The sequence below is a fragment of the Magnetospirillum sulfuroxidans genome, from assembly GCF_018224925.1.
Classification (GTDB): Bacteria; Pseudomonadota; Alphaproteobacteria; order Rhodospirillales; family Magnetospirillaceae; genus Magnetospirillum; species Magnetospirillum sulfuroxidans.
Map to the genome: position 1 here is coordinate 1 of NZ_JAGTUF010000010.1, position 16297 is coordinate 16297.

At 61.5% G+C, this 16297-nt stretch carries 15 protein-coding genes; 13 read left to right on the forward strand and 2 right to left on the reverse strand.

Annotated features, from left to right (window positions below):
- Positions 1-133 precede the first annotated feature (133 nt).
- Entirely contained in the window at positions 134-1618 is a 1485-nt protein-coding gene (locus KEC16_RS11300; RefSeq protein WP_211548917.1) for a hypothetical protein, read from the reverse strand.
- Positions 1619-1769: 151 nt separating this feature from the next.
- Here KEC16_RS11300 and truB point away from each other — a divergent pair, with 151 nt between their 5' ends.
- The 8 genes from truB (at position 1770) to KEC16_RS11340 (ending at position 9997) form a co-directional block, all read left to right on the forward strand.
- Positions 1770-2735: a tRNA pseudouridine(55) synthase TruB gene (gene truB / locus KEC16_RS11305; RefSeq protein ID WP_211548919.1), complete on the forward strand. Its 966-nt coding sequence runs from the start codon at positions 1770-1772 to the stop codon at positions 2733-2735.
- Positions 2719-2988, forward strand: a complete 270-nt coding sequence (gene rpsO / locus KEC16_RS11310; protein WP_211548921.1) for a 30S ribosomal protein S15 — start codon at positions 2719-2721, stop codon at positions 2986-2988. Before truB ends, rpsO begins: the two co-directional genes overlap by 17 nt.
- 277 nt (positions 2989-3265) lie before the next feature.
- Entirely contained in the window at positions 3266-5437 is a 2172-nt protein-coding gene (gene pnp / locus KEC16_RS11315) for a polyribonucleotide nucleotidyltransferase (protein WP_211548923.1), read from the forward strand.
- A 382-nt stretch (positions 5438-5819) separates the two neighbouring features.
- Complete coding sequence (locus KEC16_RS11320; protein ID WP_211548925.1) at positions 5820-6404, forward strand: hypothetical protein; 585 nt, start codon at positions 5820-5822, stop codon at positions 6402-6404.
- Complete coding sequence (locus KEC16_RS11325; protein WP_211548927.1) at positions 6405-7130, forward strand: glycerophosphodiester phosphodiesterase family protein; 726 nt, start codon at positions 6405-6407, stop codon at positions 7128-7130.
- A 106-nt stretch (positions 7131-7236) separates the two neighbouring features.
- Complete coding sequence (locus tag KEC16_RS11330; RefSeq protein ID WP_211548929.1) at positions 7237-8637, forward strand: NAD(P)H-dependent flavin oxidoreductase; 1401 nt, start codon at positions 7237-7239, stop codon at positions 8635-8637.
- 159 nt (positions 8638-8796) lie between these two features.
- The gene (gene irrA / locus KEC16_RS11335; RefSeq protein ID WP_211548931.1) at positions 8797-9216 is read left to right on the forward strand and encodes an iron response transcriptional regulator IrrA; all 420 of its coding nucleotides are present in this window, start codon (positions 8797-8799) and stop codon (positions 9214-9216) included.
- A gap of 283 nt (positions 9217-9499) precedes the next feature.
- Complete coding sequence (locus KEC16_RS11340; protein WP_211548933.1) at positions 9500-9997, forward strand: hypothetical protein; 498 nt, start codon at positions 9500-9502, stop codon at positions 9995-9997.
- Between the two features lie 14 nt (positions 9998-10011).
- Here the strand turns inward: KEC16_RS11340 and KEC16_RS11345 are convergent, their stop codons facing one another.
- Positions 10012-10602 carry a TlpA disulfide reductase family protein gene (locus tag KEC16_RS11345; RefSeq protein WP_249209132.1) on the reverse strand — a complete coding sequence of 197 codons (591 nt, stop codon included), beginning with the start codon at positions 10600-10602 and terminating at the stop codon, positions 10012-10014.
- Between the two features lie 21 nt (positions 10603-10623).
- On the opposite strand from KEC16_RS11345, the gene argH reads away from it, so the two are divergent.
- The 5 genes from argH to KEC16_RS11370 are packed head-to-tail and all read left to right on the forward strand — an operon-like array spanning position 10624 to position 16261.
- A complete protein-coding gene (gene argH, locus KEC16_RS11350; protein WP_211548935.1) occupies positions 10624-12033 on the forward strand; it encodes an argininosuccinate lyase in 1410 nt (469 codons plus the stop codon).
- A gap of 14 nt (positions 12034-12047) precedes the next feature.
- Positions 12048-12221 carry a hypothetical protein gene (locus KEC16_RS11355; RefSeq protein WP_211548937.1) on the forward strand — a complete coding sequence of 58 codons (174 nt, stop codon included), beginning with the start codon at positions 12048-12050 and terminating at the stop codon, positions 12219-12221.
- The gene (lysA, locus tag KEC16_RS11360; protein ID WP_211548939.1) at positions 12218-13486 is read left to right on the forward strand and encodes a diaminopimelate decarboxylase; all 1269 of its coding nucleotides are present in this window, start codon (positions 12218-12220) and stop codon (positions 13484-13486) included. The genes KEC16_RS11355 and lysA overlap by 4 nt, the downstream gene beginning before the upstream one ends.
- A complete protein-coding gene (locus KEC16_RS11365; RefSeq protein WP_211548941.1) occupies positions 13486-15828 on the forward strand; it encodes a DUF4175 domain-containing protein in 2343 nt (780 codons plus the stop codon). The genes lysA and KEC16_RS11365 overlap by 1 nt, the downstream gene beginning before the upstream one ends.
- Before the next feature lie 10 nt (positions 15829-15838).
- Positions 15839-16261, forward strand: a complete 423-nt coding sequence (locus tag KEC16_RS11370; RefSeq protein ID WP_211548943.1) for a PaaI family thioesterase — start codon at positions 15839-15841, stop codon at positions 16259-16261.
- Positions 16262-16297 lie beyond the last annotated feature (36 nt).

The following is a 16297-nucleotide window of genomic DNA, read 5'->3' on the forward strand; positions in this document are numbered from 1 at the left end:
ACCCTCGTCGACGCCGCTGAACGCTTCGGACCGACGGGGAAAGGGGGCGCGAACACGCCTTTTTCCGCACCCTGTTAAAGCGCCTTTACGGTTGATCTTTTTCGTCCCCTGCCGCCCGGCGGCAGCCCCCCGGCTATAACCAAGGCCGAATCCATTCCCAAACCGCTTGACCGGTTTGCTCGGGCCAGCGTTCCAAGGCGAATTTCAGCGCAAAGCTCCAGATGGTGAAAATCATCAGCGCCGTCAGCATCTGCCGGCAATGGCGGAGCGTGCGCGCCCGCGAGCGGAACTGAACTAGCGACCCGGCCGACGCCTTGTTCAGCCCGTCGATTTCTTTCAATACGGAATCATATGGTTCGCGAAGACGGCGCGCAGCCATGAAAAACGCAATTGTCGTCGCCATACAGGCGACGATCAACCCGCTGCGCACACTGACAGCCGGCGGCGCCAAGCTTTTCAGCAAGAGAATCAAATCCTTATGCGCACCGAAAATGGCTTCCGGCAGATTCAGAAAGCCCAATCCGGCCAAGACAATCAGAAGAAAAAATCCAAATCCATACCAAGACGGGGCATGCGCCCATTCGGCCGTCTCGACCCGCATATCCTCGTCTCGTTCCCAAATTGCCGGCCGTAACATCAGCGCAACCGGCCCCCACAACCACCAACTCGCCTTAATGTTCCAGCGATAGACCAAAGCGGATAAGTAGATGATTGCGGCAAGGAGGAATTTAAAGGACCACTCGCCCTTGCATGGCCAATCCCGGAAATGAACCAACGAAAAAGTCATTAAGACATCGCCGGCGCGGGGCAGCAATTCCGGTAAATGGATAGGGTCCATGACCACGACGGTCGTCCGCCAATTGTCGGGAAGAGCCGCAAGGCCAGCGTGCAGATGGGTCAAGCTAGAGCGCAGGCGAATGACGACAGCACGCCCAAAGACCCCCAGAATAATGCTGGGCGCGAGAAGCAATAGCGTTGAAAAATTCTTTTTTGCGTTCAGCAAGAAAGCCATTAGTATCAGCAACGGTACAGCCACTATCAATCCGAGACTCATCAGAACAGAGCCGGTCAGTCCGCCGAAGACAACAGATCCAACGCTGAGGGCTGCAACCCCGCCCAAAAGCACGGTCTCGAAATTAGGAGAAATTGCGAAGCTTATCGAGATTCCTATAATCAGCACAGTCCAGCCTAGCACCGCGATATAGGCCGATCCGAATTCCCAAGCGGTTTGATAGGGAAGGATTGCATCAAACCCCAGGACGATTGCCGCGCCGAGCAAAGCAGCAGCCAAGGCGCCCCCCAGCAAGGGACCACGTTTGCCGAGAGAAAGAACGCTCTTCTCTTGCTCAAACCGCTCCCAATAATCCCACAGCATCTCCACCCCCATCTCCACCGAAGTCTCCGAGCGCAACAGCAGGATTGGAGCGGCCATCAGGCCGATCAAACTGGTCCAGGGCCAGGGGTTGTGCTGCGCCAACCAGCCGAAGAGCAGAGTGGCGAAGGGAATTTCGGCCAAGGCGAACAGTGAAATGCACCCCTCGGCATTTTCCGAACGGCTCCACCATACCCATTTGCGGCGGGGAGCATGTTGGATCGGCGAGGCGGCGATTTCGGTCATGCGGACGGGTGCTTTCGGGGAAATACTCCCGCCATGGTAGCGCGGTGAAGTCCAATGGGAAAGCGTGACCAACCTAAGAATCGGCCATTTCCCTTGCACGGCGGCGGCGCCCGCGCTACAGACCGGGTTCCGTATCCCACAGAAGGCAGCCATGGCCCGTAAACGCAAAGGCATCGCCATCAATGGGTGGCTGGCCATCGACAAGCCATTGGCCATGGGGTCGACCCAGGTGGTGGCGACGGTGCGCCGCACCTTGAATGCGGCGAAGGTCGGTCATGGCGGCACCCTTGATCCCTTGGCCAGCGGCATTTTACCCATCGCCCTGGGTGAAGCGACCAAGACCGTGCAATGGGTGATGGATGGGGCCAAGACCTATCGCTGCATCATCTGTTTCGGCGAGGCTCGCTCCACCGATGACCGCGAAGGCGCGGTGATCGCCACCTCGGATGTGCGGCCCAGCGCCGCGCAGATCATTGCCATGCTGCCGCGCTTTACCGGCGAAATCGAACAGGTTCCGCCGATTTTTTCCGCCATCAAGGTGGCGGGAGAGCGCGCCTATGATCTGGCCCGTGCCGGCGAACAGGTGGAATTGAAATCCCGCATCGTTCGCATCGACCGCCTGACCTTGCTGGGGATGGCCGATGCCGATCATGCCGAATTAGAGGTTCGTTGCGGCAAGGGAACCTATATCCGCTCCCTCGCCCGCGACCTGTCGGCGGCTTTGGGCACGGTGGGCCATATCGCTCAATTGCGGCGCACCGCCTGTGGGCCGTTCAACCAGGAAAACGCGATTCCCCTGGACAAATTTCTCGAGCTCGGGCACCTTTCCGCCCTTCGGGCTCATCTGCTGCCGATCGAGACCGCGCTGGACGACATCCCGGCGCTGGCCCTGACGACGGCGGAGGCTCGGCGCCTCCACAGTGGTCAAATCCTGTCGATAAGTCGATTGGCTGACCGCGACGCGCTGCCCGCCAGTGTCAGTGACCTTACGGTCCGGGCCATGGACGGAAACAGGCTGGTGGCGTTGGCGCGCTGTGACGGCGATGAAGTGCGGTCGTTGCGCGTTATCAATCTCCACCCATCATCATTAGGAGAAGACGATGTCGATTACGCCTGAGCGTACCCAGGAACTGATCAAGGAATTCGGCACCAAGCCGGGCGATTCCGGCTCGCCGGAAGTCCAGGTTGCCATTCTGTCCGAGCGCATTCGCAATCTGACCGAGCACATGAAGGCCCATAAGAAGGACTTCCACTCGCGTCGTGGTTTGTTGATCATGGTCGGCCAGCGCCGTCGCATGCTCGACTATGTCAAGAGCGTGAATGTCGGCCGTTACGAGCAGCTGATCGCCCGTCTGGGCCTGCGCAAGTAATCTGGTCTGTTTCGATCGGCGCCGGAGCCCTGGTCAGTCGCTGTTGACGGCCAGGGTTCCCGTCGATTTTTTTATATTTGGGTCAAAGTTCTTCACTGAGGCTTCAGTGTCCTTTGATCCGACATAAATTTGCGTGGTGATGCCAAAGGGCATTGGGGGCACTTAACGGTGCCCTTCGGTCTCACCACGCGAGGGTGTCACGTCGGCCAAGGGGGTCGATACGGACGCCGCATCCAGGGCAATCCGGCCCGATGCGCATGGAATAAGGAATGACCGTATGAGCATGTTCAAAGTCACCCGCAAGGAAATCATGTGGGGTGGACGCAAGCTGGTTTTGGAAACCGGCAAGGTTGCCCGTCAGGCTGACGGCGCCGTCATGGCCACTTATGGCGACACCACCGTGCTGTGCACCGTGGTCGGCGCCAAGGCCCCCAAGCCCGGCATCGATTTTTTCCCGCTGACCGTGAACTATCAGGAAAAGGCGTTCGCCGCCGGTAAGATTCCGGGTGGTTTCTTCAAGCGCGAAGGCCGTCCGTCGGAAAAGGAAACCCTGGTTTCCCGCCTGATCGACCGCCCGATCCGCCCGCTGTTCGTCGGCGGCTATCGCAACGAGACCCAGGTGGTCTGCACCGTGTTGTCGCACGATCTGGAAAATGATCCCGATATCGTCGCCATGGTTGGCGCCTCGGCCGCTTTGACCATTTCCGGTCTGCCGTTCATGGGGCCGATCGCCGCCGCCCGCGTCGCCTTCATCAATGGCGAATACGTGCTGAACCCGACCACCGCCCAGGTCAAGGAATCGGCGCTCGATCTGGTTGTCGCCGGCACCGTCGAAGGCGTGCTGATGGTGGAATCGGAAGCCAAGGAACTGTCCGAGGACGTCATGCTGGGCGCCGTCATGTACGGCCATCGCGAGTTCCAGGCGGTCATCAACGCCATTATCGAAATGGCCGAATCCTGCGCCAAGGACCCCTGGGACGTGCCGGCCCCGCCGGCCGAGGTCGCATTGGTCGAGGGCAAGTTCGCCGAAGCCGGCATTCCGGCCGAACTGGGCGAAGCCTATAAGATCGTCAAGAAGCAGGACCGCTACGCCGCCGTTGCCGCCGTCAAGGTCAAGGCTTTGGCCTTGCTGAGCGAAGCGGCCGAAATCGCCGTCGCCGGCCCGATCTTCAAGCACATGGAAGCCGACGTCGTGCGCGGCAACATCTTGAAGACCGGCATCCGCATCGACGGCCGCGACACCAAGACCGTGCGCGCCATCGAAAGCCAGGTCGGCGTGCTGCCGCGCGCCCATGGTTCGGCGGTGTTCACCCGTGGTGAAACCCAGGCCCTGGTGGTCGCCACCCTGGGCACCGGCCAAGATGAGCAGATCATCGACGCGCTGGATGGCGAATACCGCGAAAACTTCATGCTGCACTACAACTTCCCCCCCTATTCGGTGGGTGAAGCGGGGCGCATGGGCTCGCCCGGCCGTCGCGAAATCGGTCATGGCAAGCTGGCCTGGCGCGCCATTCGTCCGTGCCTGCCGACCAAGGAAGCTTTCCCCTACACCATTCGCGTGGTGTCGGAGATCACCGAATCCAACGGTTCGTCCTCCATGGCCACCGTTTGCGGCTCGTCGCTCGCCATGATGGACGCCGGTGTGCCGTTGCCGCGCCCCGTCGCCGGCATCGCCATGGGCCTGATCAAGGAAGATACCGGCTTTGCCGTGCTGTCCGATATCCTGGGTGACGAAGATCACCTGGGCGACATGGACTTCAAGGTGGCCGGCACCGCCGATGGCGTCACCGCCCTGCAAATGGACATCAAGATCACCTCGATCACCGAAGAGATCATGAAGATTGCCCTGGGGCAGGCCAAGGACGGTCGTATCCACATCCTGGGCGAAATGTCCAAGGGTCTGGAAGGCGCTCGTTCGGAAGTCTCGGGCAATGCCCCGCGCATTGTCACCTTCAATATCCCCAAGGAAAAGATCCGCGAAGTCATCGGCACCGGCGGTAAGGTCATTCGCGAAATCTGCGAAAACACCGGCGCCAAGATCGACATCGACGACGACGGCACCATCAAGGTGGCTTCGGTCGATTCCGAGGCTGGCCAGCGCGCTATCGACTGGATCCGCGGCATCGTCGCCGAACCGGAACTGGGCGTGGTTTACACCGGCAAGGTGGTCAAGGTCGTCGATTTCGGCGCCTTCGTGAACTTCCTGGGCTCGCGTGACGGTCTGGTCCACATCTCGGAAATCAGCCGCGACCGCGTCGCCAAGACCGCCGATGTCCTTAAGCAGGGCGATTCGGTCAAGGTCAAGGTCCTGGGCTTCGATGATCGCGGCAAGGTCAAGCTGTCGATGAAGTGCGTCGATCAGGAAACCGGTGAAGACATCACCGCCCAGATCGAAGCCGAACGGGCTGATCGCGCGAAGGATCGCAAGAAGCACGATTCCGAAGACTGAGTCTTCGCATCGCGTTGAAATGACGAAACGCGGGTCGCGCAAGCGGCCCGCGTTTTTGTTTGGCCGAAATGCTGTTGTTTGATCGCGCAGATGGTCAGCCGGTGGCGCTGCCGTCATCAAAAAGGTGCGTGCGTTGTTTGTTTTGTCGTGTGGAGGTATAAAAGATTCGAGGCCGGCGCCCTTGCGGACCCGGCCTCTCATCACTGACTAGGGAGGACCGCACATTAGGCGGGCAATTCCCTAGCTCACGATACACAACGTATCATTTAACGTAGGTTTTGTCAAAGTGTACCATCAAAGAGAGTCACTGCCATTCTCGCCGTTGCCATCGACATTAGAGGCGTTGAAAGCATATCTCTCGCCGGCGCGGCTCGGATCATACATGAACGAAGCGAAGCAGGATGCGAACTTGGCATTGCGACTGCATCGTTGGAATGCTCAGCTTTGCGAAACATTGTATGTGCCATCGCAAATGGTCGAAATCGGCTTTCGTAATCACCTGCATAGGGTGATGTCCAATCGATTTTCAGTCTGCTGGCCGTTATTGTTTAATTCGTCGGCTTTGCGGGCGTTGCCGGTCGGTGCGCGCGATCAAGTCAGAAAAGCGGCGCAGAAGATCAACGGCAAACCGCATACGATAGATGGAATCGTCGCCAATCTCACTTTCGGCTTTTGGTGCCGAATGTTGGACGATGATTACGACAGCGTGTTGTGGCGGCAGGGTATCCACCACAGCTTCCCCTTGTTGCCGCCAGACATGGATCGGGCGGGTTTGCGTAAGCACATGATGGCCATTCGTGATTTTCGCAATCGCGTCGCCCATCACGAACCGGTCTTCAGCAAAGGGCCGCAGAGGCACTTCGGCATGATGATTCAGGCCATCGCTTGGATGAGCCCCGAGGCCCATGACTACATCAAGCTGCAAGCCGGTGATTTCTATAAAGTCCATGCTGCTCGGCCGTATTAGATGATGTCGCCCCTTCCCCCCGTCATCGGCCATCGCGGCGCCGCCGGTCTGGCGCCCGAGAACACCTTGGCGTCGTTTGCTCTGGCTGCCGATTTGGGCTGTGCCATGGTCGAATTCGACGTCCGCTTGTCGGCCGATCGGGTGCCGGTGGTGTTTCATGACGACATTCTTGACCGCTGCACCGACGGCTTCGGCCCGGTGGCGGCGCTGACTTTGGCGCAGTTAAAGCGATTGGATGCCGGCGGCGGCCAGTCCATCCCCACCCTGGCCGAGGTGTTGACGCTGTGTTTGGAGCGCCACCTCGCCGTGAACATCGAGATCAAGCCGGATGGCGGGCGGGAACGGGAAACGACCGACATCGCTCTCAGCGCCGCCGGGGCGCTGTGGCCGTCGGATCGGCCGCTGCCCTTGGTTTCCAGCTTTTCCGGCAAGGCCCTGGAATGGGCGCGGCAGGTGGCGCCGCATTGGCCGCGCGGCCTGTTGGCGGAACGTCTTCCCCCGGCGTGGCGGCGGCTTGCGGATGTTTATGGCTGCGCGACAATCAACCTCCGCCACTCATGGTTGACAGCCGCGCGAGTGGCGGAAATCAAGGCCAGTGGGCTTGAAGTTCTAGCCTATACGGTCAATCGCAAGGGGCGGGCGGAAAAGCTTTGGTTTCGCGGGGTTTCAGCGGTATTTTCCGACCGCCCCGATTTTTTGCTAGGGGCAAACATTCGGATGTCATGAATTTTTCACGTCTAAGGTAGAAATACGTGGAAAGGCTGGCTAGAAATAGGGGCCGCCGCGATCCCGCTGAATCGGGACCGTCATTCGCCAGGGAGTTTTCGTCACCTTGTTCAAGCTAGACCCCATCGTCATTTCCGGTCGTGAAGTCCTGCCGCTGGTCGAAGGCGGCAAGGGGATCAATGTTTCCAACGGCGAAAGCTCGGGCGCGTGGGCGGCGGCGGGGGGCGTTGCCACCTTCTCCGGCGTCAATGCCGACAATTACGATGAGAATGGCGATCTCATCCCCATGATCTATCACACCAAGACCCGCAGCGAACGCCATGGCGAGTTGATCGCCTTTGGCATCAAGGGCGCCATCGCCCAGGCCCGCATTGCCCACGACATCTCTGGCGGCAATGGCCGTCTGCACATGAATGTGCTGTGGGAGATGGGCGGCGCCGAGGAAATTTTGGAAGGGGCGCTGCAAGGGGCCAAGGGGTTGATTCACGGCGTCACCTGCGGTGCCGGCATGCCCTATCGCGTCGCCGAGATCGCCGCCAAGTATGGCGTCTATTACTATCCCATCGTTTCCTCGGCCCGTGCTTTCCGCGCCCTGTGGAAGCGCGCCTATAACAAATACGGCCAGCTGCTGGGCGGCGTCGTCTATGAAGATCCCTGGCTGGCCGGTGGCCATAACGGCTTGTCCAATTCGGAAAACCCGGAAAAGCCGGAACCGCCCTATGCCCGTGTGCGCGATCTGCGCGCCACCATGCGCGAATGCGGCGTTGCCGATGCGGTGCCGATTTTCATGGCCGGCGGCGTTTGGGCGCTGAAGGAATGGTCGGATTGGATCGGCAACCCGGAATTGGGGGCCATCGCCTTTCAGTTCGGCACCCGGCCGCTGCTGACTCAGGAAAGCCCGATTTCCGCCGCCTGGAAGCATCGCTTGCTGACGCTTGAGCCCGGTGACGTGCTGTTACATCGCTTCAGCCCCACCGGTTTTTATTCGTCGGCGGTGAAAAACGATTTCATCATTGAGCTGGTCGACCGTTCGCACCGCCAGATCGCTTTTTCCTCGGAAGCCATGGGTGACCATGTGGCCGAGCTGCCCATCGGTGCCCGCAAGCGCATCGTTTGGGTGACGCCGCATGACAAGGAACAGGCGTTGGCCTGGGTCGCCGCCGGTTTCACCGAGGCCTTGCGCACCCCCGAAAACACCCTGGTGTTCGTCGACGCGGAAAAGGCCGAGGAAATCCGCAAGGATCAGGTCGATTGCATGGGCTGTCTGTCGCAATGCGCCTTTTCCAACTGGGCGCAGAACGAAGCCGGCACCACTGGCAAAAAGGCCGATCCGCGCAGCTTCTGTATTCAGAAGACGCTGCAAAATATCGGTCATGGCGGCGATGTGGAAAATGAATTGATGTTCGCCGGACACAATGCCTATCGCTTCGCTTCCGATCCGTTCTACGCCAACGGTTTCATTCCCACCGTGCGGCAATTGGTCGAACGCATGGCGATCGGCGAATAATTTTTTCAAATGGGCGACGATTTCGTCGCCCATTTGACCGAGGTTAAGGGGGGATGGGGACATCCCCTTTATTTTTCAATTGTCTCTGTGATACCTTCGACAGAGAACTCTTCCAAGGTGGAGGGGTTGCCCAAGCCCGGGAATGGGACGACGCGCGACATGAGCATGGTAACCGTTCGCCCTTATAGCCAAGCCCTGGACCGGTTGCGTGCGGCTGGTCTGCGTCCCACCCGCCAACGCTTGGCGCTGGCCCGCCTGTTGTTCGACGGCGAAGACCGCCATATCTCGGCCGAGCAATTGCATTCCGAGGCGCTGGGCAGCAACATCCGGGTTTCCCTGGCCACCGTTTACAACACGCTGCACCAGTTCACCGATGTGGGGCTGTTGCGGGAAATCGTTGTCGATGCCGGGCGATCCTATTTCGACACCAACACCTCGGATCACCACCATTTCTTCTACGAGAAGTCGGGCAAGCTGTGCGACATCCCTGCGGAAATGGTAGGGCTGACCCGCGTTCCTGACGCCCCTGAGGGCTTTCACATCACCCGGGTTGAAGTTATAGTCAGGGTCGATGGTTGAGAGTGACTCCTCTTCCGAACGAACAGGACAGGGCGCCCCTTGGGGCGCCCTTCTCCTTTTCAGGGTCGGCATGCCGACGCTAAGACGGCCGATCCCTAAAATTTTAAATCAATACGCTGGAAATAATGGCTGATGCACGTGTGCGCGCGTTGATATATCGGTGTACGGCCTAAGGCTTCTTGCTTTATACTGCAGCGCAATAAATATTGATTCAGCCAATACTGCATTACGCACAGAAATTGTGCTATAGTGACGCTAATGACTATCCTCGGGGGAGGCTCCCATGTTCGGATTTTGTCATCAGGCGTCGGATAGCCGGCGTGAAGCCGAGCTTCAGGCGATCGAGCAAGCCAAGACGACGTGCAAGCTTGAGCTGGCGAAAATGCACGAAGCCTCGCCGGACGAGGCCGAGAGATTGGGCAAATGGCTCAAGGAACGCTGCGGTCAGGACAAAACCCTGCCGTTTGATTTCAAGCGCAGAGTGCTGGAACGCGCCCGTTTTCATGAATGCAACGCCAACATGCGGGCGACCAATCAAATGCTGCATGCCGCGCTGCGTCTTGCCGCCGAGGAACATATGGTCGAGCGAGGGCGAAAGCTCAGCGAAGGCCGGCGCTATTTCGCCAAGGCCTGTGCCTTGGGGGCGGATGAAGACTTCCGAAAAGCGGTCCAGCGCTTGATCGATAATGTCATGATGACCGGCGGCGTCCAGCACAAGGGGCCGACCCGCGCCAAGCCGGCCGACATTGCCCCACGGGCGCCCAATCGGGCCAAGGGCTGACGCCGTGCCCTGGGTTATTCCGCCATCACGGCGGTGATGGTGGCCAGGGCTTCATCCCCGGTCCAGCCATAGATGCCCGATCCGGTCCAGGCGACGCGGCCTTGTTTGTCCAACAAGATCGAGGTGGGGAGCAAGGCATTGGGGAAGTCAGCCGGGTTGGCGGTGTGGACGGCCAGATTGCGAATACCGGCCCGGTCGAACCAGCGCTCGACGATGGCCTTGCCGCCACGATCCAACGAGACCGCCACCACCTGAAAAGCGGGGCCGCCCAAGCGCGCCTGCAGGGCGTCGAGATCGGGCATTTCGGCGACGCAGGGCGGGCACCAGGTCGCCCACAGATTGACCAGCACCACCCGGCCTTTGAGCCCGCTCAGACTTTGGCCGGCGCCGTCGGCGTCGGTAAAGGCGAAGTCCTGGGGAAGGCGACGGTGTTCGGGCGACGTCGCCGCCAAAGCCCGGCCCGAGACGCTTGGGTTAGGGAACGGTTCGGTGTAGCTTAGGCGCCCACCGGACCCCAGCATGGCGGTGATAACCCCGGCTGCCGCCGCCAGGATCAGCAAGGCGGCCACCAGGATCATGCGGCGGGTGCGGGTCGTCTGTTTCATTCTTGCCGCTCCAGGACGTCCATGACCGATCAATCCAAATCCGCTTCCGCCCCGGCCTCTTCCATGTGGGGGGGGCGTTTCGCCGGTGGGCCTGCCGCCATCATGCAGCGGATCAATGCGTCCATCGACTTTGATAAGCGTCTTTACGCCCAAGACATCCGGGGCAGCAAGGCCCATTGCCGCATGCTGGTCAAACAAGGCATTCTAACCGCCGCGGATGGCGACGCCATTTTGACCGGTCTGGATAAGGTTCTGGCCGAGATCGAGGCCGGGTCCTTCCCCTTTAGCATGGCGCTGGAAGATATCCACATGAATGTGGAATCGCGGCTGGCCGAATTGATCGGCGAGGCCGCCGGCCGTCTGCACACGGCGCGATCGCGCAACGATCAGGTGGCCACCGATTTTCGTCTGTGGGTGCGCGATGCCGTTGATGGCATGGAAAGCGCCCTAAAGGGCCTGCAACAGGCGCTGATCGACCGCGCTGATGAACATGCCGGTACCGTCATGCCCGGCTTCACCCATTTGCAGGCGGCGCAGCCGGTGACCATGGGCCATCACTTGATGGCCTATGTGGAAATGATCGGCCGCGACCGTGGCCGGTTGACCGATGCGCGGGCCCGGCTGAACGAAAGCCCGTTGGGCTCGGCGGCCTTGGCCGGCACCTCGTTTCCCATTGACCGTCATTACACTGCCGCCCAATTGGGTTTCGACCGGCCGATGAACAATTCCCTCGATGGCGTTTCCGATCGCGATTTCGCCCTGGAATTCATGGCCGCCGCCGCCATTTGCGCCGTGCATCTGTCGCGTCTGGCGGAAGAATTGGTGATTTGGACCAGCGCTCAGTTCCGCTTTGTCCGTCTTTCCGACGCATTCACCACCGGTTCGTCGATCATGCCGCAAAAGCGCAACCCCGACGCCGCCGAGTTGATCCGGGCCAAGACCGGCCGGGTCATCGGCGATTTGAACGCCTTGCTGATCGTCATGAAGGGGTTGCCGCTGGCCTATTCCAAGGACATGCAGGACGACAAGGAACCGGTGTTCGAAGTGGCCGACACCATGGAGCTGGCCATTGCCGCCATGACCGGCATGATCGCCGACATGAGCGTCAATACCGAGGTGCTGGCCAATGCCGCCGGGGCTGGCTTCACCACCGCCACCGATATTGCCGATTGGTGCGTGCGCGCCTTGAAGATGCCGTTCCGCCGCGCCCACCATGTGGCCGGTTCGCTGGTCAAACTGGCCGAGGACAAGGGCTGTGACCTGCAAGATCTGTCGCTGGCGGAAATGCAGGCCATCGAGCCCGGCATCACCGAACAGGCCCAGGCGGTGCTGGCGGTGGATTCGTCGGTGGCCAGCCGGGTCAGCTTTGGCGGCACCGCGCCGGACAACGTGCGCCAGCAGGTGGCGGCGGCGCGGAGCCGGTGGCTGTGACAAAGGGGGATCAGATGAAGCGCAGGATGTTGTTGCTGGCCATGATGACGGCGCCGCTGGCCGCGTGCGGGCGCAAAAGCCGGCCGCTTCCGCCAGAGGGGGCGACCTATCCGCGCCAGTATCCCAATGTCGATTTCCCCGAGGACAAGAACGCCGGCAAGCCCAAGTCGGAGACGGAGAACCCATGAACCATTTCGATTACGTGGACGGTCAGTTGCGGGCCGAGCAAGTGCCGGTGGCCGAGATCGCCGCCCGCGTCGGCACGCCGTTCTATTGCTATTCCACCGCGACCTTGGAACGCCATTATACCGTGTTCACCCAGGCGTTGGCCGATGCCGGTCTGGATGCCCAGGTGTGCTTTGCCCTGAAGGCCAATTCCAACATCGCGGTGATCCGCACCTTCGCCCGTTTGGGCGCCGGCGCCGACGTGGTGTCGGAAGGCGAATTGCGCCGGGCCTTGGCCGCCGGCGTGCCGGCCGACCGCATCGTCTTTTCCGGTGTCGGCAAGACCACGGCCGAGTTGGAATTGGCGGTGGCCAAGGGCATCATGCAGATCAACGTGGAATCCGAGCCGGAATTGGAGGCGTTGTCGCGGATCGCCTCGGCTCGGGGGGTGCGCATGCCGATCGCCTTGCGCGTCAATCCGGACGTTGACGCCGGCACCCATGCCAAGATCACCACCGGCAAAAAGGAAAACAAGTTCGGCATCGAATGGACCCGCGCGCACGAGGTCTATACCAAGGCCCGCGCACTGCCCGGCGTCGAGGTGGTGGGGATCGCCTGTCACATCGGCTCGCAATTGACCGAGGTCGAGCCGTTCCGCCAAGCCTTTTTGCGGGTGCGCGATCTGGTGGCCCTGTTGCGCGCCGATGGCTTCACGATTCGCCGTCTGGATTTGGGCGGCGGTTTGGGCATCCCTTACGAAAGCGAAGAGCCGCCGCACCCCGAAACCTATGCCCGGGCGATCAAGGAGAATTTGGGCGATCTCGGCTGCAAAATCGTGCTGGAACCCGGCCGTCTGCTGGTCGGCAATGCCGGCATTTTGGTGTCGCGGGTGGTCTATGTGAAGGAAGGGGCGACACGCACCTTCATTATTGCCGATGCCGCGATGAACGATCTGATGCGCCCGGCTTTGTACGACGCCTATCATACCATCGAGCCGGTAATCGCGCCGGCCGCCGACGCGCCGCGCCATCTGGTCGATGTGGTCGGTCCGGTGTGCGAAACCGGTGACACCTTCGCCAAGCAACGGTCGCTGCCGCCGCTTCGGGCCGATGATCTGATCGTCTTTCGCACCGCCGGCGCCTATGGCGCCGCCATGGCGTCAACCTACAACACGCGGCCGCTGGTGCCGGAAGTGTTGGTCAAGGGGGATACGTTCGCAGTGGTGCGGGCACGACCCAGCTTCGACGAAATGTTGGCGCTGGAATCGGTTCCCGACTGGCTGGAATAATGACCGGGCCAACCTCTCTTGTCGCCGCCTTGCCTGATGACCGGGCACGGCGGCGATTGCGGTTGGCTTATCTGGTGCTGCGCCTGGAAGCCCTGTGGCCGGCCGTGGTCGGTCTGGCCAGCATGGCGGCGCTGTTCGTCGCCCTTGCCTTGTTCGATCTGTTGCCGCGGCTGCCAGGCTGGCTGCATGGCTTGGTCTTGCTGGGTTTTGCCGGCGCGTTGGTTTTTTTGCTGCGGCTTATGCTGCGCAGCAAAGGCGGGGATTGGCTGAGTGCGGCGCGGCGGCTGGAAGCCGATGGCGGCTTGACCCATCGTCCGTTTCAAGTGCTGCTGGACCAACCGGTGGGCGGTGATCAGAGCCTGTGGGAAGGCCATCGCCGTCGCGCCGTGGCGGAAATCGCCAGGGCGCGGCTGTCATGGCCGCGTTCCAACATGGCGGCGCAAGACCCCTTGGGTCTGCGGGCCGGGGCGTTGCTGCTGTTGGCGGTGGCTTTGGCCGGGGGAGGCCATGATTGGACGGGGCGGATGGCGCGGGCGCTGGTTCCGGCGCTCATTCTGCCGGGATTGGGGCCGGATACGCTGGAAGTGTGGGTCACGCCGCCGGCTTATACCGGCTTGCCCCCCCTTCTGCTGCGCCAGCACGAACCGGCGGACGACGTGGTGGTGCCCAGCGGCAGCACGGTCTTGGCGGTGCTATCGGGGGGATGGGGCCGGGCGTCGCTGGTTGTGGATGGCCACAAAACCGGCTTTACCGTGGCGGATGACGGCGGTCAGCGGGTGGAAAGCCAGATCCAGGGCGGCAAAACCTTGGCTATCCGGCAATTGGGGCGCGATGTCGCGTCCTGGCCGTTGCGGGTGGTTGCCGATCTCTCCCCGGCCATTGATTTCACGTCGGCCCCCGAACCGGCGGAACGTGGGCGTTTGCACATGGCCGTGGCCGCGTCCGATGATCATGGCCTGAGCCGGCTGTGGGTGGAAATCCGCCGTCTCGGCGCGCCGTTCCAAGATCCGCCGGTGCGGGTGGAACTGCCTTTGCCGGCGGGACGGCCCAAACAGGCGGGATCGTCCAGTTGGCATGATTTGACCGCGCATCCGTGGGCCGGCTTGCCGGTGGTGATGCAGCCCATGGCCGAGGATGCGCTGGGACAGCGCGGTGCCGGCGAAGTGGTCAGCCTAAGCCTGCCGGAACGCAGCTTCCTTAACCCCAATGCCCAGGCGGTGATCGAACAGCGTCGCCAGATTACCCAAGATCGCCGCAACGCCCCCGGCGCCATGGGGGTTTTGGATCGTCTGGCGGTGGAGCCGGCGCGGTTCAACGACGATTCGCTCACCTTTCTGGCGCTCCGCACCGCCCGTCACGCCCTGGCGTCAGCGGAATTTTCCCTGCCCGAGGTGCAAGACCTGTTGTGGAATGCGGCCTTGCGCATCGAAGACGGCGATCTGGCGGCAGCCGAGCAGCGATTGGAAGATGCCCGCCGCGCCCTGGAACAGGCGATCGAGGATGATCTGAGCGGCGAGGGGCTGAACCGCTTGCTCGACCAATTCCAAGCGGCGCTGCACCGTTATCTGGCTGCCTTGGATGAGCGCATGGGGCAACCTGCCGATGACCTGTCTGCTGAGGCGACAGAAGGCGGCGCCACGATCAGCGAGCAGGAATTGCAAGACATGCTGCAATCCATGCGGGACATGGCCGCCATCGGTGCCCGCGACGGATTGAAGAAGATGCTGCGCGAGATGTCGGGCATCCTCGACGCCTTGCAAACTCGGACACCGCAAGCGCCGTCAAGCGCGGCCAGCCAAGCGATTCGCGGCTTGCGCGATTTGGCCCAGCGCCAGCAGCGCCTGCTCGAACAAAGTCACCGCAATGCGCAAGAAAGCGCGTCCTCGGCCCACAATGCCCAGCGCCAGCAAGATGAAATCCGGCAATCCCTGGGAAGTCTCCGGCAAAAGCTGCGGGAAGGATTAGGCCAGGAGCCGGTCACCCTGGAAGATGCCGAACAGGCCATGGCCGAGGCGATGACGGCTTTGCAGCATGGGGATTGGAATGGCGCGGTCCCGGCGCAGACCCAGGCGCTGGACAATCTGTCCCAGGCGATCCGCCAAGCGCTTGAGACCATGGCCGCCGGCAGCATGACCACGCCCGGCGGTCTGCCGCGTGACCCCTTGGGCCGTCCCGCCGGCAATGGTTCGGGCGGCGGCGATGATGGCGCCACGCGGGTGCCGGATCAGACGGAAATGCGCAAGGCCCGGGCCATTCTTGACGAATTGCGGCGCAGGGCGGGGGAACTCACCCGGCCTCAGGCCGAACGCGACTATTTGCAGCGCCTGCTGCGCCAATTCTAAAGGGATAGCAATGACGCTCAAGGAAGAAGGACCATCCGGGTTCCAGCAATTGCTCGGCTACGAACTCAGCGAATGGGCCGAGGGCCAAGCGGTGTTGGAACTGATGGTCGAGCATAAGCACACCAACCGCGCCGGGGTGCTGCACGGCGGCGTTCTCGCCACCTTGATCGATACGGCCTGCGGCTTTTCCGCCACCTATTGCCCGTTTCCCGGTCGGGTTCGCCGGGTGGTGACGCTGTCGCTGACCACCAATTTCACCGGTCAAGTCCGGCATGGCCGCTTGCGGGCAGTGGCGCGCAAGACCGCCGGCGGCTCACGGATCGTCTTTTGCCATGCCGATGTGCTGGATGAGGGCGGCAAATTGGTTGCCAGCGGTGAAGGCACCTTTCGTTATCGCAGCGGCAGCGAACATTCCGAGGGTGTGGCGCTGTAACAAGCGGCGGAATGGACCTGATGATCGGTTCTGATC